Source organism: Polaromonas sp. CF318 (assembly GCF_000282655.1).
Taxonomy (GTDB): Bacteria; Pseudomonadota; Gammaproteobacteria; order Burkholderiales; family Burkholderiaceae_C; genus Polaromonas.
In genome coordinates, this window is record NZ_AKIV01000102.1 from 1 (window position 1) to 14,421 (window position 14,421).

Genomic DNA, 14,421 nt, shown 5'->3' on the forward strand with positions numbered 1-14,421 from the left:
GGAACCGGCTTTGCCGGGCCGCAGGCGCAGCCCCCTGAGGGGGGAGGGGGCTACACGAAGTGAGCGACAAAGGGGGGGGAGCCATTTTTCGACAACAGGGGGGAACCATGTTCACATCTTGAAGTGCTCGCCGAGATAGACGCGGCGCACATCGGCGTTGTTCACGATCTCGGACGGCGTGCCCTGGGCCAGCACATGGCCGTCGCTGATGATGTAGGCGTGGTCGCAGATGCCCAGCGTCTCGCGCACGTTGTGGTCGGTGATCAGCACGCCGATGCCGCGCGACTTCAGGAAGCCGATGATGCGCTGGATCTCGATCACGGCGATGGGGTCGATGCCGGCGAAGGGTTCGTCAAGCAGGATGAAGCGTGGCTGGGTCGCCAGGGCGCGGGCGATCTCGACGCGGCGGCGTTCACCGCCCGACAACGCCGGCGCCGGCGAATTGCGCAAATGGTCCACCCGCAAGTCCTGCAGCAGGGCGTCCAGCCGCGACTCGATGTCGGCGCGGCCCAGCGGCTTGCCGTTCGCGTCCAGCTGCAGTTCGAGCACGGCGCGCACGTTCTCTTCCACCGTGAGCTTTCGGAAAATCGAGGCTTCCTGCGGCAGGTAGCTCAGGCCCAGGCGGGCGCGCAGGTGAATCGGCATGTGCTCCACAGACTGGCCGTCGATGGAAATCTCGCCGGCATCGGCGCGCACCAGACCCACGATCATGTAGAAGGAGGTCGTCTTGCCGGCGCCGTTGGGGCCCAGCAGGCCCACGACCTCGCCTTTTTGCACGGCCACCGAGACGTCCTGCACGACCTTGCGGCTGCCGTAGGATTTTTGCAGCCCCTGCGCCACCAGGCGGCTGGGGGTTGCGGCCTTGGCCGCCGAAGTGTCAGTCACCACATCCATCTGTGCAGGTTCTTTCTAGTTCTTTTCATTGCCCAGCGTGGTGCTGGGGCGCAAGGCGGCGGGCGGGGCCACGGGCGCGGGCGTGGCGCCCGGGGCCGATGCGGCGGCGCGCGGCGACAGCATGGCGCGTATGCGCCCGCTGGGGTTGGCCGCGGTTTTATTTTGCGCGCCGCCGTCCACGGTGAAAACGTCGGTGTTGTTGTCGTAGACGATCACGGCGCCCGTGGTTTCGTCCACCAGGGTGGCGCCGTTGTAGCGGCGCACCACGGCGCGCTTGATGAATTTGACGAGGTCGGCGCGGCTGTCGTATTCGATGCGCTCGCCCTCGCCTTCGATGTATTCGTCCACGCCGTCGCGTTTCTTGCGGTAGAAGGCCAGCTTGCCGGGCGCGGCGATAGCCACCGCCTGCTGGTAGCCCTCCGGATCCTGGCTCACGTCGACCTGCGCGCCGCGCACGATGGTCGTGCCCTTGGTGATCACCACGTTGCCGGTGAACACGCTGGTCTGCTTCAGGTCGTCATATCGCAGGGCATCGGCCTCCGCATTCATGGGCTTGTCCCGGTCGGCTTTTTCGGCCCAGGCCGGAAACGCCATCCCCAGCGCCAAAGCGGCCGGCAGGACGAGGGAATAAAGGGGGTGTTTCATAAGGCACGAATCTTGCTGCTTTGGGTTGGGCCATTGTAGCCATGCAAGCTGTGGGAATGGCTTGCACGGTGAATTATTAGGGGCATAAAAAAACCCGCCTGGAAGGAGGCGGGTTTTTCGGCGAGGGCTGCTACGGCCCCGGATGGACGCCTTATTTCTTGGTGCGCGACTGCGCGACCAGGTAATCCGTGACTTGCAGCGCGCGGACCATGCTCTGGGCCAGCGTGGCCGAGGTGTAATAACGCCCCGCAATGCCCAGCGCCGGCACGCCGTCGACCTTGTAGATGTCCTGCAGCTGCGTGGCCTTGCGGGCCTTGGTGGTGACGGTGAAGGAGTTGTACATCTCGATGAACTTGGCCTTGTCCAGGCCTTGTTTTTCGGCCCAGGTGGCGATGGAGTCGGCGGTGTTGAGCGCGAACTTTTCCACGTGGATGGCGTAAAACACCTTTTTGTGGAGTTCCTCGACCTTGCCCATGGCCTCGAGCACGTAAAAAAGGCGCTGCTGGGGCTCGAAATCGGGGCGGAAGGCCACCGGCACGCGCCGCACGGTCACATCCTTGGGCGCCTGCTTCATCCAGGCCTCGAGCGTCGGCTCAAAGGCATTGCAGTGCGGGCAGCTGTACCAGAAGAACTCCACCACCTCGACCTGGCCCGCGGGGACCTCGGTGGGCGCCGGCTTGTCCAGCGTCACGTAATCGGCGCCGTCCTTGGGGGCCCTGGCCTGGGCTTGCGCCAGCGTGGGAAGGGCGATGCCGCCCAGGCTGGCGACGGCCGCCGAAGCGGCTGAAAACGAAAACTCACGGCGTTGCATCAGATTCTTCTCCTGGTATGACAGAAATGGTGGGTAAGCCGGCCCTGCGGCCGGCGGCCTCGTGGTGCGGGGCACAGGGGTTTGTACACCGGCCTCGTGAAAAGTTCAGCTTATCGGCAGCAAGGGGTCAGCGCTGCACGCGAACCAGCGCTGTCTCAATGGAATTGTTGTCCAGCCGCTCCTTGGCCTTATCGGCGTCTTCCTTTTTGTCGAAAGGCCCGAGGCGCACGCGGTACACGGTGCGGCCGGCCTGTTCGCGCTCGGTGACCTTGGCCTGCATGCCCAGCAACAGCAGCTTGGCGCGTTGCTGCTCGGCGTCTTCGGGCGTGCGGAAAGCGCCGGCCTGGATGAAGTAGCTGAAAGGGTCCACGCTGGGGCCGGACGACAGGCCTTCGACCTTGGCCTTGGCCAGGTCGCCCAGCGGATCGGCCGCGGGGGCGGGCTTGGCGGCGGCGCTTTTGGCGGGCGCCGAGGCCGCGGCCTTGGGTGCGGCGGGGTCGGGAACGGCAACGCCGCTCACTTCAGGGGTGGCCGCGACCGGCGGTGGCTTGGGCGGGTTCTTGCCGGCCAGCGGCGCGTTCGGGTTCCAGTCCTTGTTTTTCTTGGCTTCCGCGGCGTCGCTGTCGGGACTGCGCGCCTGGCTTTTGTTCATGAAAGGCACGGGCACCTTGGTGATGTAGACCGCCACGGCCAGCGCGGCGCCCAGGCCTATCAGCGCGCCAATGATCAAACCCAGCAGCGTCCCGCCTCGTTGTGTATTCATACCCTTGCCCACGTTCATTGCCTTGTCCTGAAAATCCGGGTGCGACCGGCGTTCTTACATCTTGCGCGGTGCGCTCACGCCCAGCACCGCCAGGCCATTGTGCAACACCTGCGCGGTCGCCGCGACCAGTGCCAGCCGGGCGCGCTTGACGGCCTCGTCATCGACCAGGATGCGCTCGGCATCGTAATAGCTGTGGTAGCAGGCGGCCAGCTCGCGCAGGTAAAACGCCACGTCGTGCGGCGCCAGGCCGGCGGCCGCGTTGGCCAGCATCTCGGGGTATTTGGCGAGCAGCAGCATCAGCGCCTGGGCCTGCGGGCTGTCCAGTGCCGAGAGGTCGGCGGACTTCAGGCTGGCTTCGTCACCGCCCTGCTCGGCCCAGGTGGTGAGGATGGAGCAGATGCGCGCGTGCGCGTACTGCACGTAGTACACCGGGTTCTCGTTGTTCTTGGCCAGCGCCAGGTCGATGTCGAAGATGTACTCGGTGTCCGGCTTGCGGCTGAGCAGGAAGAAACGCACGGCATCGGCGCTGGTCCACTCGATCAGGTCGCGCAGCGTGACGTAGCTGCCGGCGCGCTTGGAGATCTTGACCTCCTCGCCGTTGCGCATGACGCGCACCATGGTGTGCAGCACGTAGTCGGGATAGCCGGGGGGAATGCCCTCGCCGGCGGCCTGCAGCCCGGCGCGCACGCGGGCGATGGTGCCGTGGTGGTCCATGCCCTGGATGTTGATCGCCTTGCCGAAACCGCGTTCCCATTTGGCCAGGTGGTAGGCCACGTCGGGCACAAAGTAGGTGTAGCTACCGTCGCTCTTTTTCATCACGCGGTCTTTGTCGTCGCCGTAATCGGTCGACTTCAGCCACAGCGCGCCGTCCTGTTCGTAGGTCTTGCCGGCGTCTTTCAGTTTCGCCACCGTGGTGTCGACGCGGCCCGAACTGTACAGGCTGGACTCGAGGTAATAGTTGTCGAACTTCACCGAGAAGGCCTTGAGGTCCAGGTCCTGCTCGTGGCGCAGGTAGGCCACGGCGAACTGGCGTATCGAGTCCATATCTTCCACGTCGCCGGAGGCGGTGAACTCACGGTCGTCCGACTTGACGGTCTTTTTCGCCAGAAAATCGGCCGCGATGTCGGCGATGTAGTCGCCGTTGTAGGCCGACTCGGGCCAGCCGGCATCGCCGGGCTTGAGGCCCTTGGCGCGCGCCTGCGTGCTGGCGGCCAGGGTCTGGATCTGCACGCCCGCGTCGTTGTAATAGAACTCGCGCCAGACCTGCGCGCCCTGGGTGGCGAAGAGGTTGCAGATCGCGTCGCCCAGCGCGGCCTGCCGGCCGTGGCCCACGTGCAGCGGCCCGGTCGGGTTGGCCGAGACGAACTCGACGATCATGCGTTGCCCGCTGCCTGCGGCTTGCGTGCCGTAGGCGGTGCCGGCCTGCAGCACCTCGCGCACGGTCTCCTGCTTCGCGGCGGGCTTCAGGCGAATGTTGATGAAACCGGGTCCGGCGATCTCGATGGCGTCCACCCAGCGCTCGAAGGCCGGGGCCTTGAGCAGGATGGCGCGCAGGCTTTCGGCGAGCTGGCGCGGATTGAGCTTGAGCGGCTTGGCCAGCTGCATGGCGGCCGTGCAGGCGAAGTCGCCGTGGGCCGCCACCTTGGGGGATTCAAACGCGGCCTTGTCGCCCGCGCCGGGGGAAAGTTCTTCCAGGCCCGCGGCCAGGGCCGCGAGCAGGTCTTTTTTAATCGAGAGCATGGGCTGATTTTACGGTTAAGCCATGCGCCGCCCGGCGCGCGCGTATGCCCGGTCATCGAATTTGCCTGGCCCGGCGTTATGTGTTGGAATTCCAGCCGGAACTCAATCCCGATTCCCAACCCATTGGAGCCACCATGAAAAAGCTGTTATCCCTGACCGCCTTCGCTTTTGCCGCCACCATGATCCTGTCTCCGGTGGCGCATGCCCAGGACGCTCCCGCCAAGACCGCGCAGCAAACCAAGATGGGCGCCTGCAACAAGGATGCCGAAGGCAAGAAAGGCGATGAACGCAAGGCCTTCATGAAGGAATGCCTGAGCGCCAAGAAGGCCACGCAGCAAGAGAAGATGAAGAGCTGCAACGTCGACGCCAAGGGCAAAAAGGGCGACGAACGCAAGGCTTTCATGAAAGAGTGCCTGAGCAAGTAAAGCCGCTCCGCTTCTCACAAACCTTACAACCAGCCTGCTAGGGACCACCCGGCGGGCTGTTTTTTTTGCCTCAGTCCTGCAGCAGCTGCACTTTCGCCGCCTGCTTGACGGCCTGCGTCAGCCGCTGCGCCGCCAGCGGTTCGCGCGCCCAATGCTGCCAGTAGAGCCGCACGTCGACCGCGCAGCCCGGCAACACCTCCTGCAGCGGCGGGCGGTGCGTGCGCGCCGCCAGCAGGATGTCGGGCACCATGCCCCAGCCCATGCCCAGCTCCAGCGCGAGCTCAAAGGCATCCACGGCCGGCACAAAGTGGCGCGGGTAAAGCGCGCCCTTGAGCTTGAAATGCTGGGCCAGGAAAGTGTCCTGCAGCGCGTCCTTGCGGTTGAAGATCACGGCCGGGCTGGCCAGCAGGCGATGGGCCAGGCGATTGGATCCCGCCTTGCCGCCCGCCGCGGGCTCGTTCCACTGCGCGACCAGCGCCGGCGAAGCCATGCAGCGGTAACGCATCACGCCCAGCGGCTCGGCCACGCAGCCGCGCATGGCCTGGGCCAGCGTGGTCACGCAGCCGGTGACGTCGCCGCTTTTGAGCGCGTCGTGGGTGTGGTCCTGGTCGTCCACCACCACGTCCAGCAGCAGGCCGTGACCCTGCAGCACCGGCGCCACGCCGGGCAAAAACCAGCTGCTCAGCGAGTCGGCGTTGACCGCCACGCTCAGGCTTTGCAGGCGCCCGGCTTTACCGCCGCCCTGCAGGCCCGCGAGCAGGTCGGACTCCATCAGCCGCAGCTGCCGCACATGGCCCAGCAAGGCCTGGCCGGCCGGCGTGGCGCGCACCTGCTTGCCCCGCACCAGCAGGCGCTGGCCCAGCTCGCCTTCCAGCGACTTGATGCGCAGCGATACGGCGGCCAGCGTCAGGCTCAGGGTTTTGGCGGCCTCGCCAAAGCTGCCGTGCTCAATCACGGCGGCCAGGGCATCGAGTTGTCGGGCGTCGAGCATGGTGGGTTTGAGTCAAGTATTAATTGATCAATCAGAGTTTTAGTTAACTTTGTTTAAGCATTATGGGCTTTGCCCGACACTGCGTGCAAGCCGACTCTCCTGAACCTTTGAAGAAATACCATGAACCCGCTTGCCGCCCCCGCCTTCCTGACCGGTATGGTCCTGAGTCTCTCGTTGATCATGGCCATAGGCCCGCAGAACGCCCACGTCATACGCATGGGCCTGCTGCGCCAGCACTTGTGGCTCACGGTCGCCCTCTGCGTGTTGACCGACGTGGCGCTGATCGCCCTGGGCGTGATGGGGCTGGCGCAACTGGGCGGCCTGTCCGACAAGCTGCTGGGCGCGATGACCGGTGCTGGCGCGTTGGTGCTGCTGGTCTATGGCGCCCAGGCGATGCGGCGCTTTTTGCAGCCGGCGCCGCAGGCGGCTGACGGTGGGCCGGTCGCCGCCGAGTTCATTTCGCGCCGCAAGGCGGTGGGCCTGGCGCTGGCGCTGTCCTGGCTCAATCCCCACGCCTGGCTGGACACGGCCGTGGTGATAGGCACGGCCTCGCTGGCCTATGCGCAGCCCGACAACGCGGTGTTCGGCCTGGGCGCCATCACCGGCTCGCTGCTGTGGTTCACCGGCCTGGGTGTGGCGCTGTGGTGCGTGGGGCGCAGGCTCAATTCACCGGCCGTCTGGCGCGCCATGGACTTGCTGGTGGCGTTGATGATGTGGGGCACCGCTTTTTGGCTGGTGCGCGGCCTGCTTTAGGGCTAGCCAAAACCCCGGGCCAAAAAGACCGCCACCAGCGGAATAAAGGGCAGGATGTGCGCCTGCACCATCACCAGCCGGCGCGCTTTCTTGACCTCCACCGCGTCGGGCAGGGCGCCATTGGCGCGCAGCGCGCGCCGCCAGCGCACAAACATCAGGGTCGGCTTGATGGAGATCAGGCCTATCACCAGGAACATGGCCAGCTTCAAATAGAGCAAGGGGTTATGGGCATACCAGGCCGCGCCCTTGCTGCCCAGAAACACGCGCGCCAGGCCGGTCGCCAAGACCAGGCCCGCGGAGATGCCGTAGACCATGTCTATCTTGCCCAGCCGTTCGACCACGGCGGCATTCAGCCATTCGACGCGGCACAGCGCCGCCTCGCTCGCGAGAAAAACCACCATGGTGAGGATCGCCAGCAGGTGGGCATAGGCCAGCAGGGCTTCGAGCGTCATTGCGGGGTCCTTTTTTTCTTGTTGGGGTTGTCAGGGCTTGGGTGCGGTGGCGGCCGCCGGGGTGCGCCAGAACTCGGGCTGGCTGTAGTGGTGCTTGAGGAAGTCCACCCACAGCCGCACCCGCAGCGGCAAATGTTTGCGCTGCGGGAACACGGCGTAAATGCCATTGGGCGGCGCGGCAAAGTCTTCGAGCACCGCCGTCAGCCGCCCGGCGGCGATCTCAGATTCGACCTCCCAGGTGCTGCGCCAGGCGATGCCGCAATCGGCCAGGCACCAGTCGTGCAGGACCTGGCCGTCGGAGCAGTCGAGCGGCCCGCCCGGCTTGAGGTGCACCAGCTCGCCGCCCACCTGGAAGGCCCAGCCCCGCGTCTGCGAGGCATCGCTGGACAGGGTGAGGCAGTCAAAGCGCGCCAGCTCGCTGGGGTGCTGCGGCGTGCCGTGGGTCTTGAGGTAGCGCGGCGTGGCCACGCACAGGCGCCGGTTGTCGGCCATGCGCACGCTGACCAGTGAGGAGTCGGGCAGGTCGCCCACGCGAACGGCGCAGTCAAAGCCCTCGCCCGCCAGGTCGACCACGCGGTCGCTGAGGTTCAGCGAAATCGTCACGTCGGCATGCTGTTCGCGAAAGCGGGTCACCAGCGGCGCGACGTGGCGGCGGCCGAAGCCCGCCGGCGCCGTGATGCGCAGATGCCCGCTGGCCTTGACGCCGCCGGCCGACACGCTGGCCTCCGCATTGGCCAGGTCGGCCAGCAGGCGCTGGCAGTCTTCCAGGAAGGCGCTGCCTTCATGCGTGAGCGCGATGCGCCGCGTGGTGCGCACCAGCAGCTTCACGCCCAGCCGTTCTTCCAGCGCATCCAGCCGCCGGCCCATGATGGCCGGCGCCACGCCCTCGGATTTGGCGGCCGCCGTCAGGCTGCCGCGCGCCACCACCGAGACAAAGGATTCCAGCTGCTTGAGTTTGTCCATGCATGCTCATTATGCGCATGAATGTCAGTAATCGACAGGGAATCTCCATCGATTCCACGTCCTGAAACCTGTCAGCGCGTGATGCCGCCGGCCTGCAAGGCCGCGATCGCCTCGCCTGAATAACCGAGCTCCTGCAGCAGCTCCCGCGTGTGCTCGCCCAGCCGCGGCGGGTTCATGCGCACGCCCGGCCGTTCCCCGCCCAGCGTGAGCGGCAGCAGCACGGTGGGGGTGGTTTGCCCCGCGCGCTCGCCGTCGGCCAGCGTGATGGGTGCGAGGCCGCCGGTGGCCAGCAGGTGCGGGTCCTCGAACAGGTCTTGCGGCCGCGTGATGGGGGCAAACGGCAGCGCGTGTTGTTCGAACACCTCGCCCAGCTTGGCGGCGCTGTGCCCGGCCAGCTGCGAGCGCAGCAGCGGCATCAGCCAGTCGCGCGCACGCACGCGGTCGTTGTTGCTTTGCAGGCGCGGGTCGGCCCGCAGCTCCTGCAGGCCGAAAGCCTCGCAGAAAACTGCCCACTGCGTGTCGCTGACCACGGCCAGGAAGATCTGCTCGCCGTCCTTGACCGTGAACACGTCGTAGACCGCCCAGGCCGAAATCCGGCTGGGCATGGGCGCCGCGGGCTGGCCGGTCACAGCGAACTGCATCATGTGCTGGGCCACCAGGAAGACGTTGTTCTCGAACAGCGCGGCCTGCACTTCCTGGCCCTTGCCGGTTTTCTCGCGCGCGGCCAGCGCCGCCATCGCGCCTATCGCGCCGAACATGCCGCCCATGATGTCGTTGACGCTGCTGCCGGCGCGCAGCGGGTCGCCGGCGCGGCCCGTCATATAAGCCAGGCCGCCCATCATCTGCACCACCTCATCGAGCGCCGTGCGGTGGTCGTAGGGGCCGGGCAGGAAACCCTTGTGGCTCACATAGATCAGGCGCTCGTTGAGCCGCGAAAGGGTGGCGTAGTCCAGGCCCAGCTTCTTCATGGTGCCGGGCTTGAAGTTTTCGCTGACCACGTCGGCCGTCGCGACCAGCTTGAGCACCAGTTCGCGCCCCTCGGGCGTCTGCAGGTCGACGGCGAGGCTTTTTTTGTTGCGGTTGAACATGGGGAAAAAACCCGCGCCCGAGCCGATCAGCTTGCGGGTGTTGTCCCCGGCAATCGGCTCGACCTTGATGACTTCGGCGCCCAGGTCGGCCAGCAGCATGCCGCAGGTGGGCCCCATGACCATGTGGGTGAACTCGACGACGCGCAGGCCCGCATAGGGCAGGGCCTTGGCGGGTCCGTTCGGTGGCGTGCCGGTGTCGGGCATGTCAGGCATGGACGGCTCCCTGCACAAAACCTTTGGGCAAACCCGCCTCGGGTGTCATGCCGTAAATCGCCTCGCCCGGCAGCCCGGTCCGCAGCGGCTCCCGCGCGGCCATCAGCCCGGCGAGGTCCACGCCGGTCGAAACGCCCATGGCCTCGAACATGAAGACCAGGTCTTCGGTGACCACATTGCCCGACGCGCCCGGCGCATAGGGGCAGCCGCCCAGGCCGCCCAGGGATGAATCAAAGGTGCGCACGCCTTCCTCATAGGCGGCCAGGCAGTTGGCCAGGCCCAGGCCGCGCGTGTTGTGCATATGGGCCGCGCCGGCGTGTTCGCCGATTTCCGCGCGCAGCCGCCTGAACAGTCGTTTGACCTGCGCCGGGTTGGCATAACCCGTGGTATCCGACAGGCCCGATTCGTCGGCGCCCGCCGCAATGCACTGCGCGGCCAGGCGGATCACCTCGTCTTCGGCGACCTGGCCCTGCAGCGTGCAGCCGAAGGCGGTGGAAATGCCGGCCTCGACTTTGACGTGCGGTGCGGTGTCGCGCCGCAGCGCTGCGATGGCGCGTACCTCTTCGACCATCTCTTCGCGCGTTTTGCGCACATTGGCCAGCGAGTGCGCGGCGCTAGCCGACACCGGCAAGGTAAGCTTGTGCACGCCGGCCGCCAGGGCCGCCTGTGCGCCGCGCAGATTGGGCACCAGCGCCATGACGGTCAGGCCGGGCAAAGTCAGGGCATGCCGCACCACCTCGGCCGCGTCGGCCATCTGCGGCAGCAGCCTGGCCGGCACAAACGATGCGACCTCGATCTCGCGCAGGCCGGCTTCGTAGAGGGCGCTGATCCAGCGCAGCTTGTGCTCCGTCGGCATCACGGCCTGGACCGATTGCAGGCCGTCGCGCGGGCCGACTTCGCTGATCAGCACCTCGGTAGGCGGCCGGAATGCCCGGGGGGCGCTTGCATTTGAGGTCATGGTTCCGTAAGATAGAATGAAGTTCTTTCTAATGAAATGTTCCGCGCTAAACGCCGGCTTGTCAAGCCGCGCGCTGCGCCAAGCCTTGAAAGCTGCGTATGCCCCGCAAAGCCCAGATCGAATCCCTTGCCGACAGCCACGCCGCGCCCGGCGGCGCCGCCGCGGTGGACCGCGCCCTGACCCTGCTGTCGGCATTCCGCGCGGGCGACACCTCGCTGAGCCTGGCGGAACTCGCGAGCCGCACGCAGCTGTACAAAAGCACGACGCTGCGCCTGCTGGCCTCGCTGGAGCACGCGCGCCTGGTGCAGCGCCTGGACGACGGCAATTACGGGCTGGGCAACGAGGTGGCGCGGCTCAACGCGGTGTATGCCGCCTCGTTTTCGCTGGACCGCGTGGTGCTGCCGGTGCTGCGCCAGCTGGTCGCGGCCACCGGCGAGAGCGCGGCCTACCATGTGCGGCAGGGCGAGGCCCGCTTGTGCCTGTACCGGGTGGACTCGCCGCAGCCTATCCGCGACCACATCCGGGCCGGCGACCTGTTGCCCGCCGACCGCGGCACAGGCGCCCGCATCCTGATCGCGTTCGACACCGACAGGGCAAAGGCCGCCGCACGAAAGGACCATCCGCTTTACGCCAGGATCCGCGAACAGGGTTACTACACGGCGGTTGGCGACCGGCTGGCCGAGGTGGCCGGCATTTCAGCACCGGTGTTCAGGGCCGACGGCGTGCTGGCGGGCGCGGTGACGCTGACCATGCCGGCCAACCGTTACAGCGAAGCCTATGTCAAGCCGGTGCTTGAAGCCGCCCGCCGACTGACGGCCCAGCTTTAAGGAGGTGAGGGGCTTGGGCCTGTATCGGCTCAGCCCTGCGCGGCCAAGGGCTCGATGCGCCACTGGATCCTGAGCGAAAACTGTTCCCCCGGCCCCAGCACACGCAAGCCGGGTTGGCCCGGCAGGTGGAAGGCGTCGATGGGCTGCGTGATGGGCTCAAAACAAAAGGCGGGCCCCTGCGGCGGCCGGTAGACCAGGCAGAAGTGCCGCGCGGCGCCGCCGTCGCGCTCAAAGTCCGGCATGCCGGCCGTGACCTGCAGGCCCAGTTCGGGCCAGGCGATGCTGGCCTTGCCTCCCCAGCCGGTGTAGCCGTTGTCGATGAGCGGGCCGTTGGCCGGCGCACCGCTGTTCAGGTCCCAGCCCGCAGGGAAGTCGGTCGTGTGCGCAACCGGCAGCGGATCGTCACCGCAGAGCCAAAGGCCTTGCACAGGCGCGGTGATCCGCGTTTGCGGCGTGCGCGGGAACCAGGGATGCACGCCCAGGCCATAGGGCAGCGGCGCGATGCCCAGGTGGCGCACCTGCACCCGCTGGTCCAGCCCGCCATCGACCAGCCGGAAGGTCTGCACGGCTTCATAGTCATAGGGGTTGCCGTCGAAGCCGTGCGACACCAGTGTCATCACCAGCGTGTCGGCGGCGGGCTGCGAGAGCTCCCAGGGCTGCAGCCAGCCGTCGCCATGGATGGGATAGGGCTCGCCCCTGCGGTTGGGCCGCATCGCGTGAAACTGCCCCGCGTGCTTGAAGCCGCCGCCGCTGATGCGGTTGGACCACGGCACCATGGCAAACGAAGCGGTCTGGTAGAGGTCTGCGGTTTTGCCGTCCCAAGGCCGCCAGAGATCCAGCGGCCCTTGCGGACGGTCCAGTTGCCAGGCGGCCACGCTGCCGCCCAGCGAAGGCAGCAGCCCCAGGCGCTGGCCGGCGTGGCGCAGCCAGGCAACGGGGTGTGTGGAGTCGGTCATCGAAGGTCTTTCACGGTGAAGGCGGATGGATGCGGGTGAAGGTGCTTTGCTCACGGCATCAGCCGCCGAACAGGCCGGCCGGCATGCCCGGGCTGTCCATCGCCACCGCGAACAGGCCGCCGGCCAGCGGCTGGTCGGCGAGTTGCTCCGGCGTGAGCCCGGTGCGGGCCGTGCTGATAAACAGTGTGCGCAGGTCCGGCCCGCCGAAGGCGCAGTTGGTCACATGGCTTGTGGGCAGCGGCACGCGGCACAGCTCCTGCGCGGTGACCGGGTCGTGGCAACTGACGCAGGCCCCTCCCCAGTGGGCGATCCACAGGTGGCCGGCGGCGTCGGTGGTCATGCCGTCGGGCACACCGTCGCCGGCCGCAAAGGCAAGCCAAAGCCGTTTGTTCGACAAAGTCCCCGCCGCGGCATCGAAGTCGTAGGCATGGATGCGGCCGTTGACCGTGTCGTTGAAATACAGGTAGCGCCCGTCGGCCGACCAGGTGGGGCCGTTGGTCACCGCAAAACCCTGGTCATGGCAGGTGCAGCGGCCATCGGGGTCGTAGCGGTACAGCGCGCCGGTGGGGACCACGCAGTCAAAGTCCATGGTGCCCGCCCAGAAGCTGCCTTGCGCATCACATTTGCCGTCATTGAAACGATTGCCCGGCAAGGCAAGCTCCGGCTGGTGCAGGTAGCGCGGCTCGCCGCCCGTAGCCGGGTCAAACAGCGCAAAGCCACGCCGCAGGGTGACGATCAGGCCGGGCGCATGGGCCCGTTCGGCCAGCGCGGAAATTTCCTCGTCAAAAGACCAGCTTCTGCGTTCACCGGCGGCCGGGTCAAAGCGGTGCAAGCGGCGTCCCAGAATGTCCACCCAGTAGAGAGCCTGTTCACGCGGCGACCACAAAGTGCCTTCACCCAGCAAGGCACCTGCCGGGTCCACGCACTGCGCCATGCCGGGCACCGGTGTGGCCTGTTGCGGCCAATACATGTCCGCGGGGGTATCCGGAATCGATGTCACTGATGTCTCCCTGTTGCGGGCTCATACGTCGGCGCCTCTGCCTTGGCTCTTGACGCGATGCATGATATCAATGCATAGTGATGTTGAAAACGTATAGTTTTTAATTCCATCTATATACAAATTGCAATGTCAAACATTTTGAGCCCTGCTTCCATGCGTTCCGCTCCCGCGAGCGACACACTCTCCATCTTTCCCAGCCTGAAAAACCGGTCGGTGTTTGTCACCGGTGGAGGCAGCGGCATAGGCGCCGCCATCGTGACGGCGTTTGCCGAGCAGGGTGCACGTGTCGCATTCATTGATGTCGCGAAGGAAGCCAGCGAGGCGCTGGCCCAGCAATTGGCGGATGCGGGGCATGCCCGCCCCTGGTGGCGGGTTTGCGACGTGCGGGACGTGGCCGCGCTGCAAGCCGCGATGGCCGAAGCGGCGCAGGCGCTGGGCGATTTTTCGGTGCTGGTCAACAACGTGGCCAGCGATGACCGCCACAGCCTGGAATCCGTGACGCCCGCCTACTACGACGAGCGCATCGCGATCAACGAGCGGCCCGCCTTTTTTGCGATCCAGTCGGTGGTGCCCGGCATGAAGCGGCTGGGCGCCGGCTCCATCATCAACCTGGGTTCCACCGGCTGGCAGGGCAAGGGCTCGGCCTACCCCTGCTATGCCGTCGCCAAGTCTTCGGTGAACGGCCTGACGCGCGGCCTGGCGAAAACACTGGGCCGCGACCGCATACGCGTCAACACCGTGTCGCCGGGCTGGGTCATGACCGAGCGGCAGATCAAGCTCTGGCTGGATGCCGAGGGTGAGAAGGAACTCGAGCGCAACCAGTGCCTGCCCGACAAGCTGCTGCCCCACGACATCGCGCGCATGGTGCTGTTCCTGGCCTCCGACGACGCCGCCATGTGCACCGCGCAGGAGTTCAAGGTGGATGCCGGCTGGGTGTGAGCT

At 66.6% G+C, this 14,421-nt stretch carries 16 protein-coding genes; 4 read left to right on the forward strand and 12 right to left on the reverse strand.

All coding sequences use genetic code 11. From position 1 onward, the window contains the following. Positions 1-111: 111 nt before the first annotated feature. The 5 genes from lptB to argS form a co-directional block, all read right to left on the reverse strand. On the reverse strand, positions 112-894 hold the full coding sequence (gene lptB / locus PMI15_RS18575; protein WP_007872691.1) for an LPS export ABC transporter ATP-binding protein: 783 nt from the start codon (positions 892-894) through the stop codon (positions 112-114). A gap of 15 nt (positions 895-909) precedes the next feature. Beyond that, on the reverse strand, positions 910-1,539 hold the full coding sequence (gene lptA, locus PMI15_RS18580; protein WP_007872694.1) for a lipopolysaccharide transport periplasmic protein LptA: 630 nt from the start codon (positions 1,537-1,539) through the stop codon (positions 910-912). 151 nt (positions 1,540-1,690) lie between these two features. Further along, entirely contained in the window at positions 1,691-2,350 is a 660-nt protein-coding gene (locus tag PMI15_RS18585) for a thiol:disulfide interchange protein DsbA/DsbL (protein ID WP_007872696.1), read from the reverse strand. A 127-nt stretch (positions 2,351-2,477) separates the two neighbouring features. Continuing rightward, positions 2,478-3,113 (reverse strand): SPOR domain-containing protein, encoded by a 636-nt coding sequence (locus PMI15_RS18590; RefSeq protein WP_036839947.1) that lies wholly within the window; start codon positions 3,111-3,113, stop codon positions 2,478-2,480. Between the two features lie 54 nt (positions 3,114-3,167). Further along, a complete protein-coding gene (gene argS / locus PMI15_RS18595) occupies positions 3,168-4,853 on the reverse strand; it encodes an arginine--tRNA ligase (RefSeq protein WP_007872700.1) in 1,686 nt (561 codons plus the stop codon). Positions 4,854-4,987: 134 nt separating this feature from the next. Here argS and PMI15_RS18600 point away from each other — a divergent pair, with 134 nt between their 5' ends. Then, positions 4,988-5,278 carry a PsiF family protein gene (locus PMI15_RS18600; RefSeq protein WP_007872703.1) on the forward strand — a complete coding sequence of 97 codons (291 nt, stop codon included), beginning with the start codon at positions 4,988-4,990 and terminating at the stop codon, positions 5,276-5,278. Between the two features lie 70 nt (positions 5,279-5,348). On the opposite strand, the gene PMI15_RS18605 is transcribed toward PMI15_RS18600, so the two are convergent. After that, complete coding sequence (locus PMI15_RS18605; RefSeq protein WP_007872705.1) at positions 5,349-6,269, reverse strand: HTH-type transcriptional regulator ArgP; 921 nt, start codon at positions 6,267-6,269, stop codon at positions 5,349-5,351. Between the two features lie 120 nt (positions 6,270-6,389). Between PMI15_RS18605 and PMI15_RS18610 the strand changes: the two genes are divergently transcribed. Further along, the gene (locus PMI15_RS18610; protein ID WP_007872707.1) at positions 6,390-7,022 is read left to right on the forward strand and encodes a LysE/ArgO family amino acid transporter; all 633 of its coding nucleotides are present in this window, start codon (positions 6,390-6,392) and stop codon (positions 7,020-7,022) included. A gap of 2 nt (positions 7,023-7,024) precedes the next feature. Here the strand turns inward: PMI15_RS18610 and PMI15_RS18615 are convergent, their stop codons facing one another. The 4 genes from PMI15_RS18615 to PMI15_RS18630 form a co-directional block, all read right to left on the reverse strand. Continuing rightward, positions 7,025-7,474, reverse strand: a complete 450-nt coding sequence (locus PMI15_RS18615) for a DUF2214 family protein (protein WP_007872710.1) — start codon at positions 7,472-7,474, stop codon at positions 7,025-7,027. A 30-nt stretch (positions 7,475-7,504) separates the two neighbouring features. Beyond that, entirely contained in the window at positions 7,505-8,437 is a 933-nt protein-coding gene (locus PMI15_RS18620) for a LysR family transcriptional regulator (RefSeq protein ID WP_007872713.1), read from the reverse strand. A gap of 71 nt (positions 8,438-8,508) precedes the next feature. Continuing rightward, positions 8,509-9,738: a CaiB/BaiF CoA-transferase family protein gene (locus PMI15_RS18625; protein ID WP_007872715.1), complete on the reverse strand. Its 1,230-nt coding sequence runs from the start codon at positions 9,736-9,738 to the stop codon at positions 8,509-8,511. Next, on the reverse strand, positions 9,731-10,696 hold the full coding sequence (locus tag PMI15_RS18630) for a hydroxymethylglutaryl-CoA lyase (RefSeq protein WP_007872718.1): 966 nt from the start codon (positions 10,694-10,696) through the stop codon (positions 9,731-9,733). Before PMI15_RS18630 ends, PMI15_RS18625 begins: the two co-directional genes overlap by 8 nt. Positions 10,697-10,794: 98 nt before the next feature. On the opposite strand from PMI15_RS18630, the gene PMI15_RS18635 reads away from it, so the two are divergent. After that, positions 10,795-11,523, forward strand: coding sequence for an IclR family transcriptional regulator (locus PMI15_RS18635; RefSeq protein WP_007872720.1), 729 nt, complete (start codon positions 10,795-10,797; stop codon positions 11,521-11,523). A gap of 29 nt (positions 11,524-11,552) precedes the next feature. Here the strand turns inward: PMI15_RS18635 and PMI15_RS18640 are convergent, their stop codons facing one another. Further along, the gene (locus tag PMI15_RS18640) at positions 11,553-12,479 is read right to left on the reverse strand and encodes an aldose 1-epimerase (protein ID WP_007872721.1); all 927 of its coding nucleotides are present in this window, start codon (positions 12,477-12,479) and stop codon (positions 11,553-11,555) included. 58 nt (positions 12,480-12,537) lie between these two features. Continuing rightward, entirely contained in the window at positions 12,538-13,449 is a 912-nt protein-coding gene (locus PMI15_RS18645; RefSeq protein ID WP_036839937.1) for an SMP-30/gluconolactonase/LRE family protein, read from the reverse strand. Between the two features lie 183 nt (positions 13,450-13,632). Here PMI15_RS18645 and PMI15_RS18650 point away from each other — a divergent pair, with 183 nt between their 5' ends. Further along, the gene (locus tag PMI15_RS18650) at positions 13,633-14,418 is read left to right on the forward strand and encodes an SDR family NAD(P)-dependent oxidoreductase (RefSeq protein WP_007872725.1); all 786 of its coding nucleotides are present in this window, start codon (positions 13,633-13,635) and stop codon (positions 14,416-14,418) included. Positions 14,419-14,421: the final 3 nt, after the last annotated feature.

What these genes read in the sequence shown, in the direction of transcription:
- lptB (WP_007872691.1), bottom strand. Translation starts at nt 894, where the DNA reads ATGGATGTGGTGACTGACACTTCGGCGGCCAAGGCCGCAACCCCCAGC.
- lptA (WP_007872694.1), bottom strand. Translation starts at nt 1,539, where the DNA reads ATGAAACACCCCCTTTATTCCCTCGTCCTGCCGGCCGCTTTGGCGCTG.
- PMI15_RS18585 (WP_007872696.1), bottom strand. Translation starts at nt 2,350, where the DNA reads ATGCAACGCCGTGAGTTTTCGTTTTCAGCCGCTTCGGCGGCCGTCGCC.
- PMI15_RS18590 (WP_036839947.1), bottom strand. Translation starts at nt 3,113, where the DNA reads ATGAATACACAACGAGGCGGGACGCTGCTGGGTTTGATCATTGGCGCG.
- argS (WP_007872700.1), bottom strand. Translation starts at nt 4,853, where the DNA reads ATGCTCTCGATTAAAAAAGACCTGCTCGCGGCCCTGGCCGCGGGCCTG.
- PMI15_RS18600 (WP_007872703.1), top strand. Translation starts at nt 4,988, where the DNA reads ATGAAAAAGCTGTTATCCCTGACCGCCTTCGCTTTTGCCGCCACCATG.
- PMI15_RS18605 (WP_007872705.1), bottom strand. Translation starts at nt 6,269, where the DNA reads ATGCTCGACGCCCGACAACTCGATGCCCTGGCCGCCGTGATTGAGCAC.
- PMI15_RS18610 (WP_007872707.1), top strand. Translation starts at nt 6,390, where the DNA reads ATGAACCCGCTTGCCGCCCCCGCCTTCCTGACCGGTATGGTCCTGAGT.
- PMI15_RS18615 (WP_007872710.1), bottom strand. Translation starts at nt 7,474, where the DNA reads ATGACGCTCGAAGCCCTGCTGGCCTATGCCCACCTGCTGGCGATCCTC.
- PMI15_RS18620 (WP_007872713.1), bottom strand. Translation starts at nt 8,437, where the DNA reads ATGGACAAACTCAAGCAGCTGGAATCCTTTGTCTCGGTGGTGGCGCGC.
- PMI15_RS18625 (WP_007872715.1), bottom strand. Translation starts at nt 9,738, where the DNA reads ATGCCTGACATGCCCGACACCGGCACGCCACCGAACGGACCCGCCAAG.
- PMI15_RS18630 (WP_007872718.1), bottom strand. Translation starts at nt 10,696, where the DNA reads ATGACCTCAAATGCAAGCGCCCCCCGGGCATTCCGGCCGCCTACCGAG.
- PMI15_RS18635 (WP_007872720.1), top strand. Translation starts at nt 10,795, where the DNA reads ATGCCCCGCAAAGCCCAGATCGAATCCCTTGCCGACAGCCACGCCGCG.
- PMI15_RS18640 (WP_007872721.1), bottom strand. Translation starts at nt 12,479, where the DNA reads ATGACCGACTCCACACACCCCGTTGCCTGGCTGCGCCACGCCGGCCAG.
- PMI15_RS18645 (WP_036839937.1), bottom strand. Translation starts at nt 13,449, where the DNA reads ATGTATTGGCCGCAACAGGCCACACCGGTGCCCGGCATGGCGCAGTGC.
- PMI15_RS18650 (WP_007872725.1), top strand. Translation starts at nt 13,633, where the DNA reads ATGCGTTCCGCTCCCGCGAGCGACACACTCTCCATCTTTCCCAGCCTG.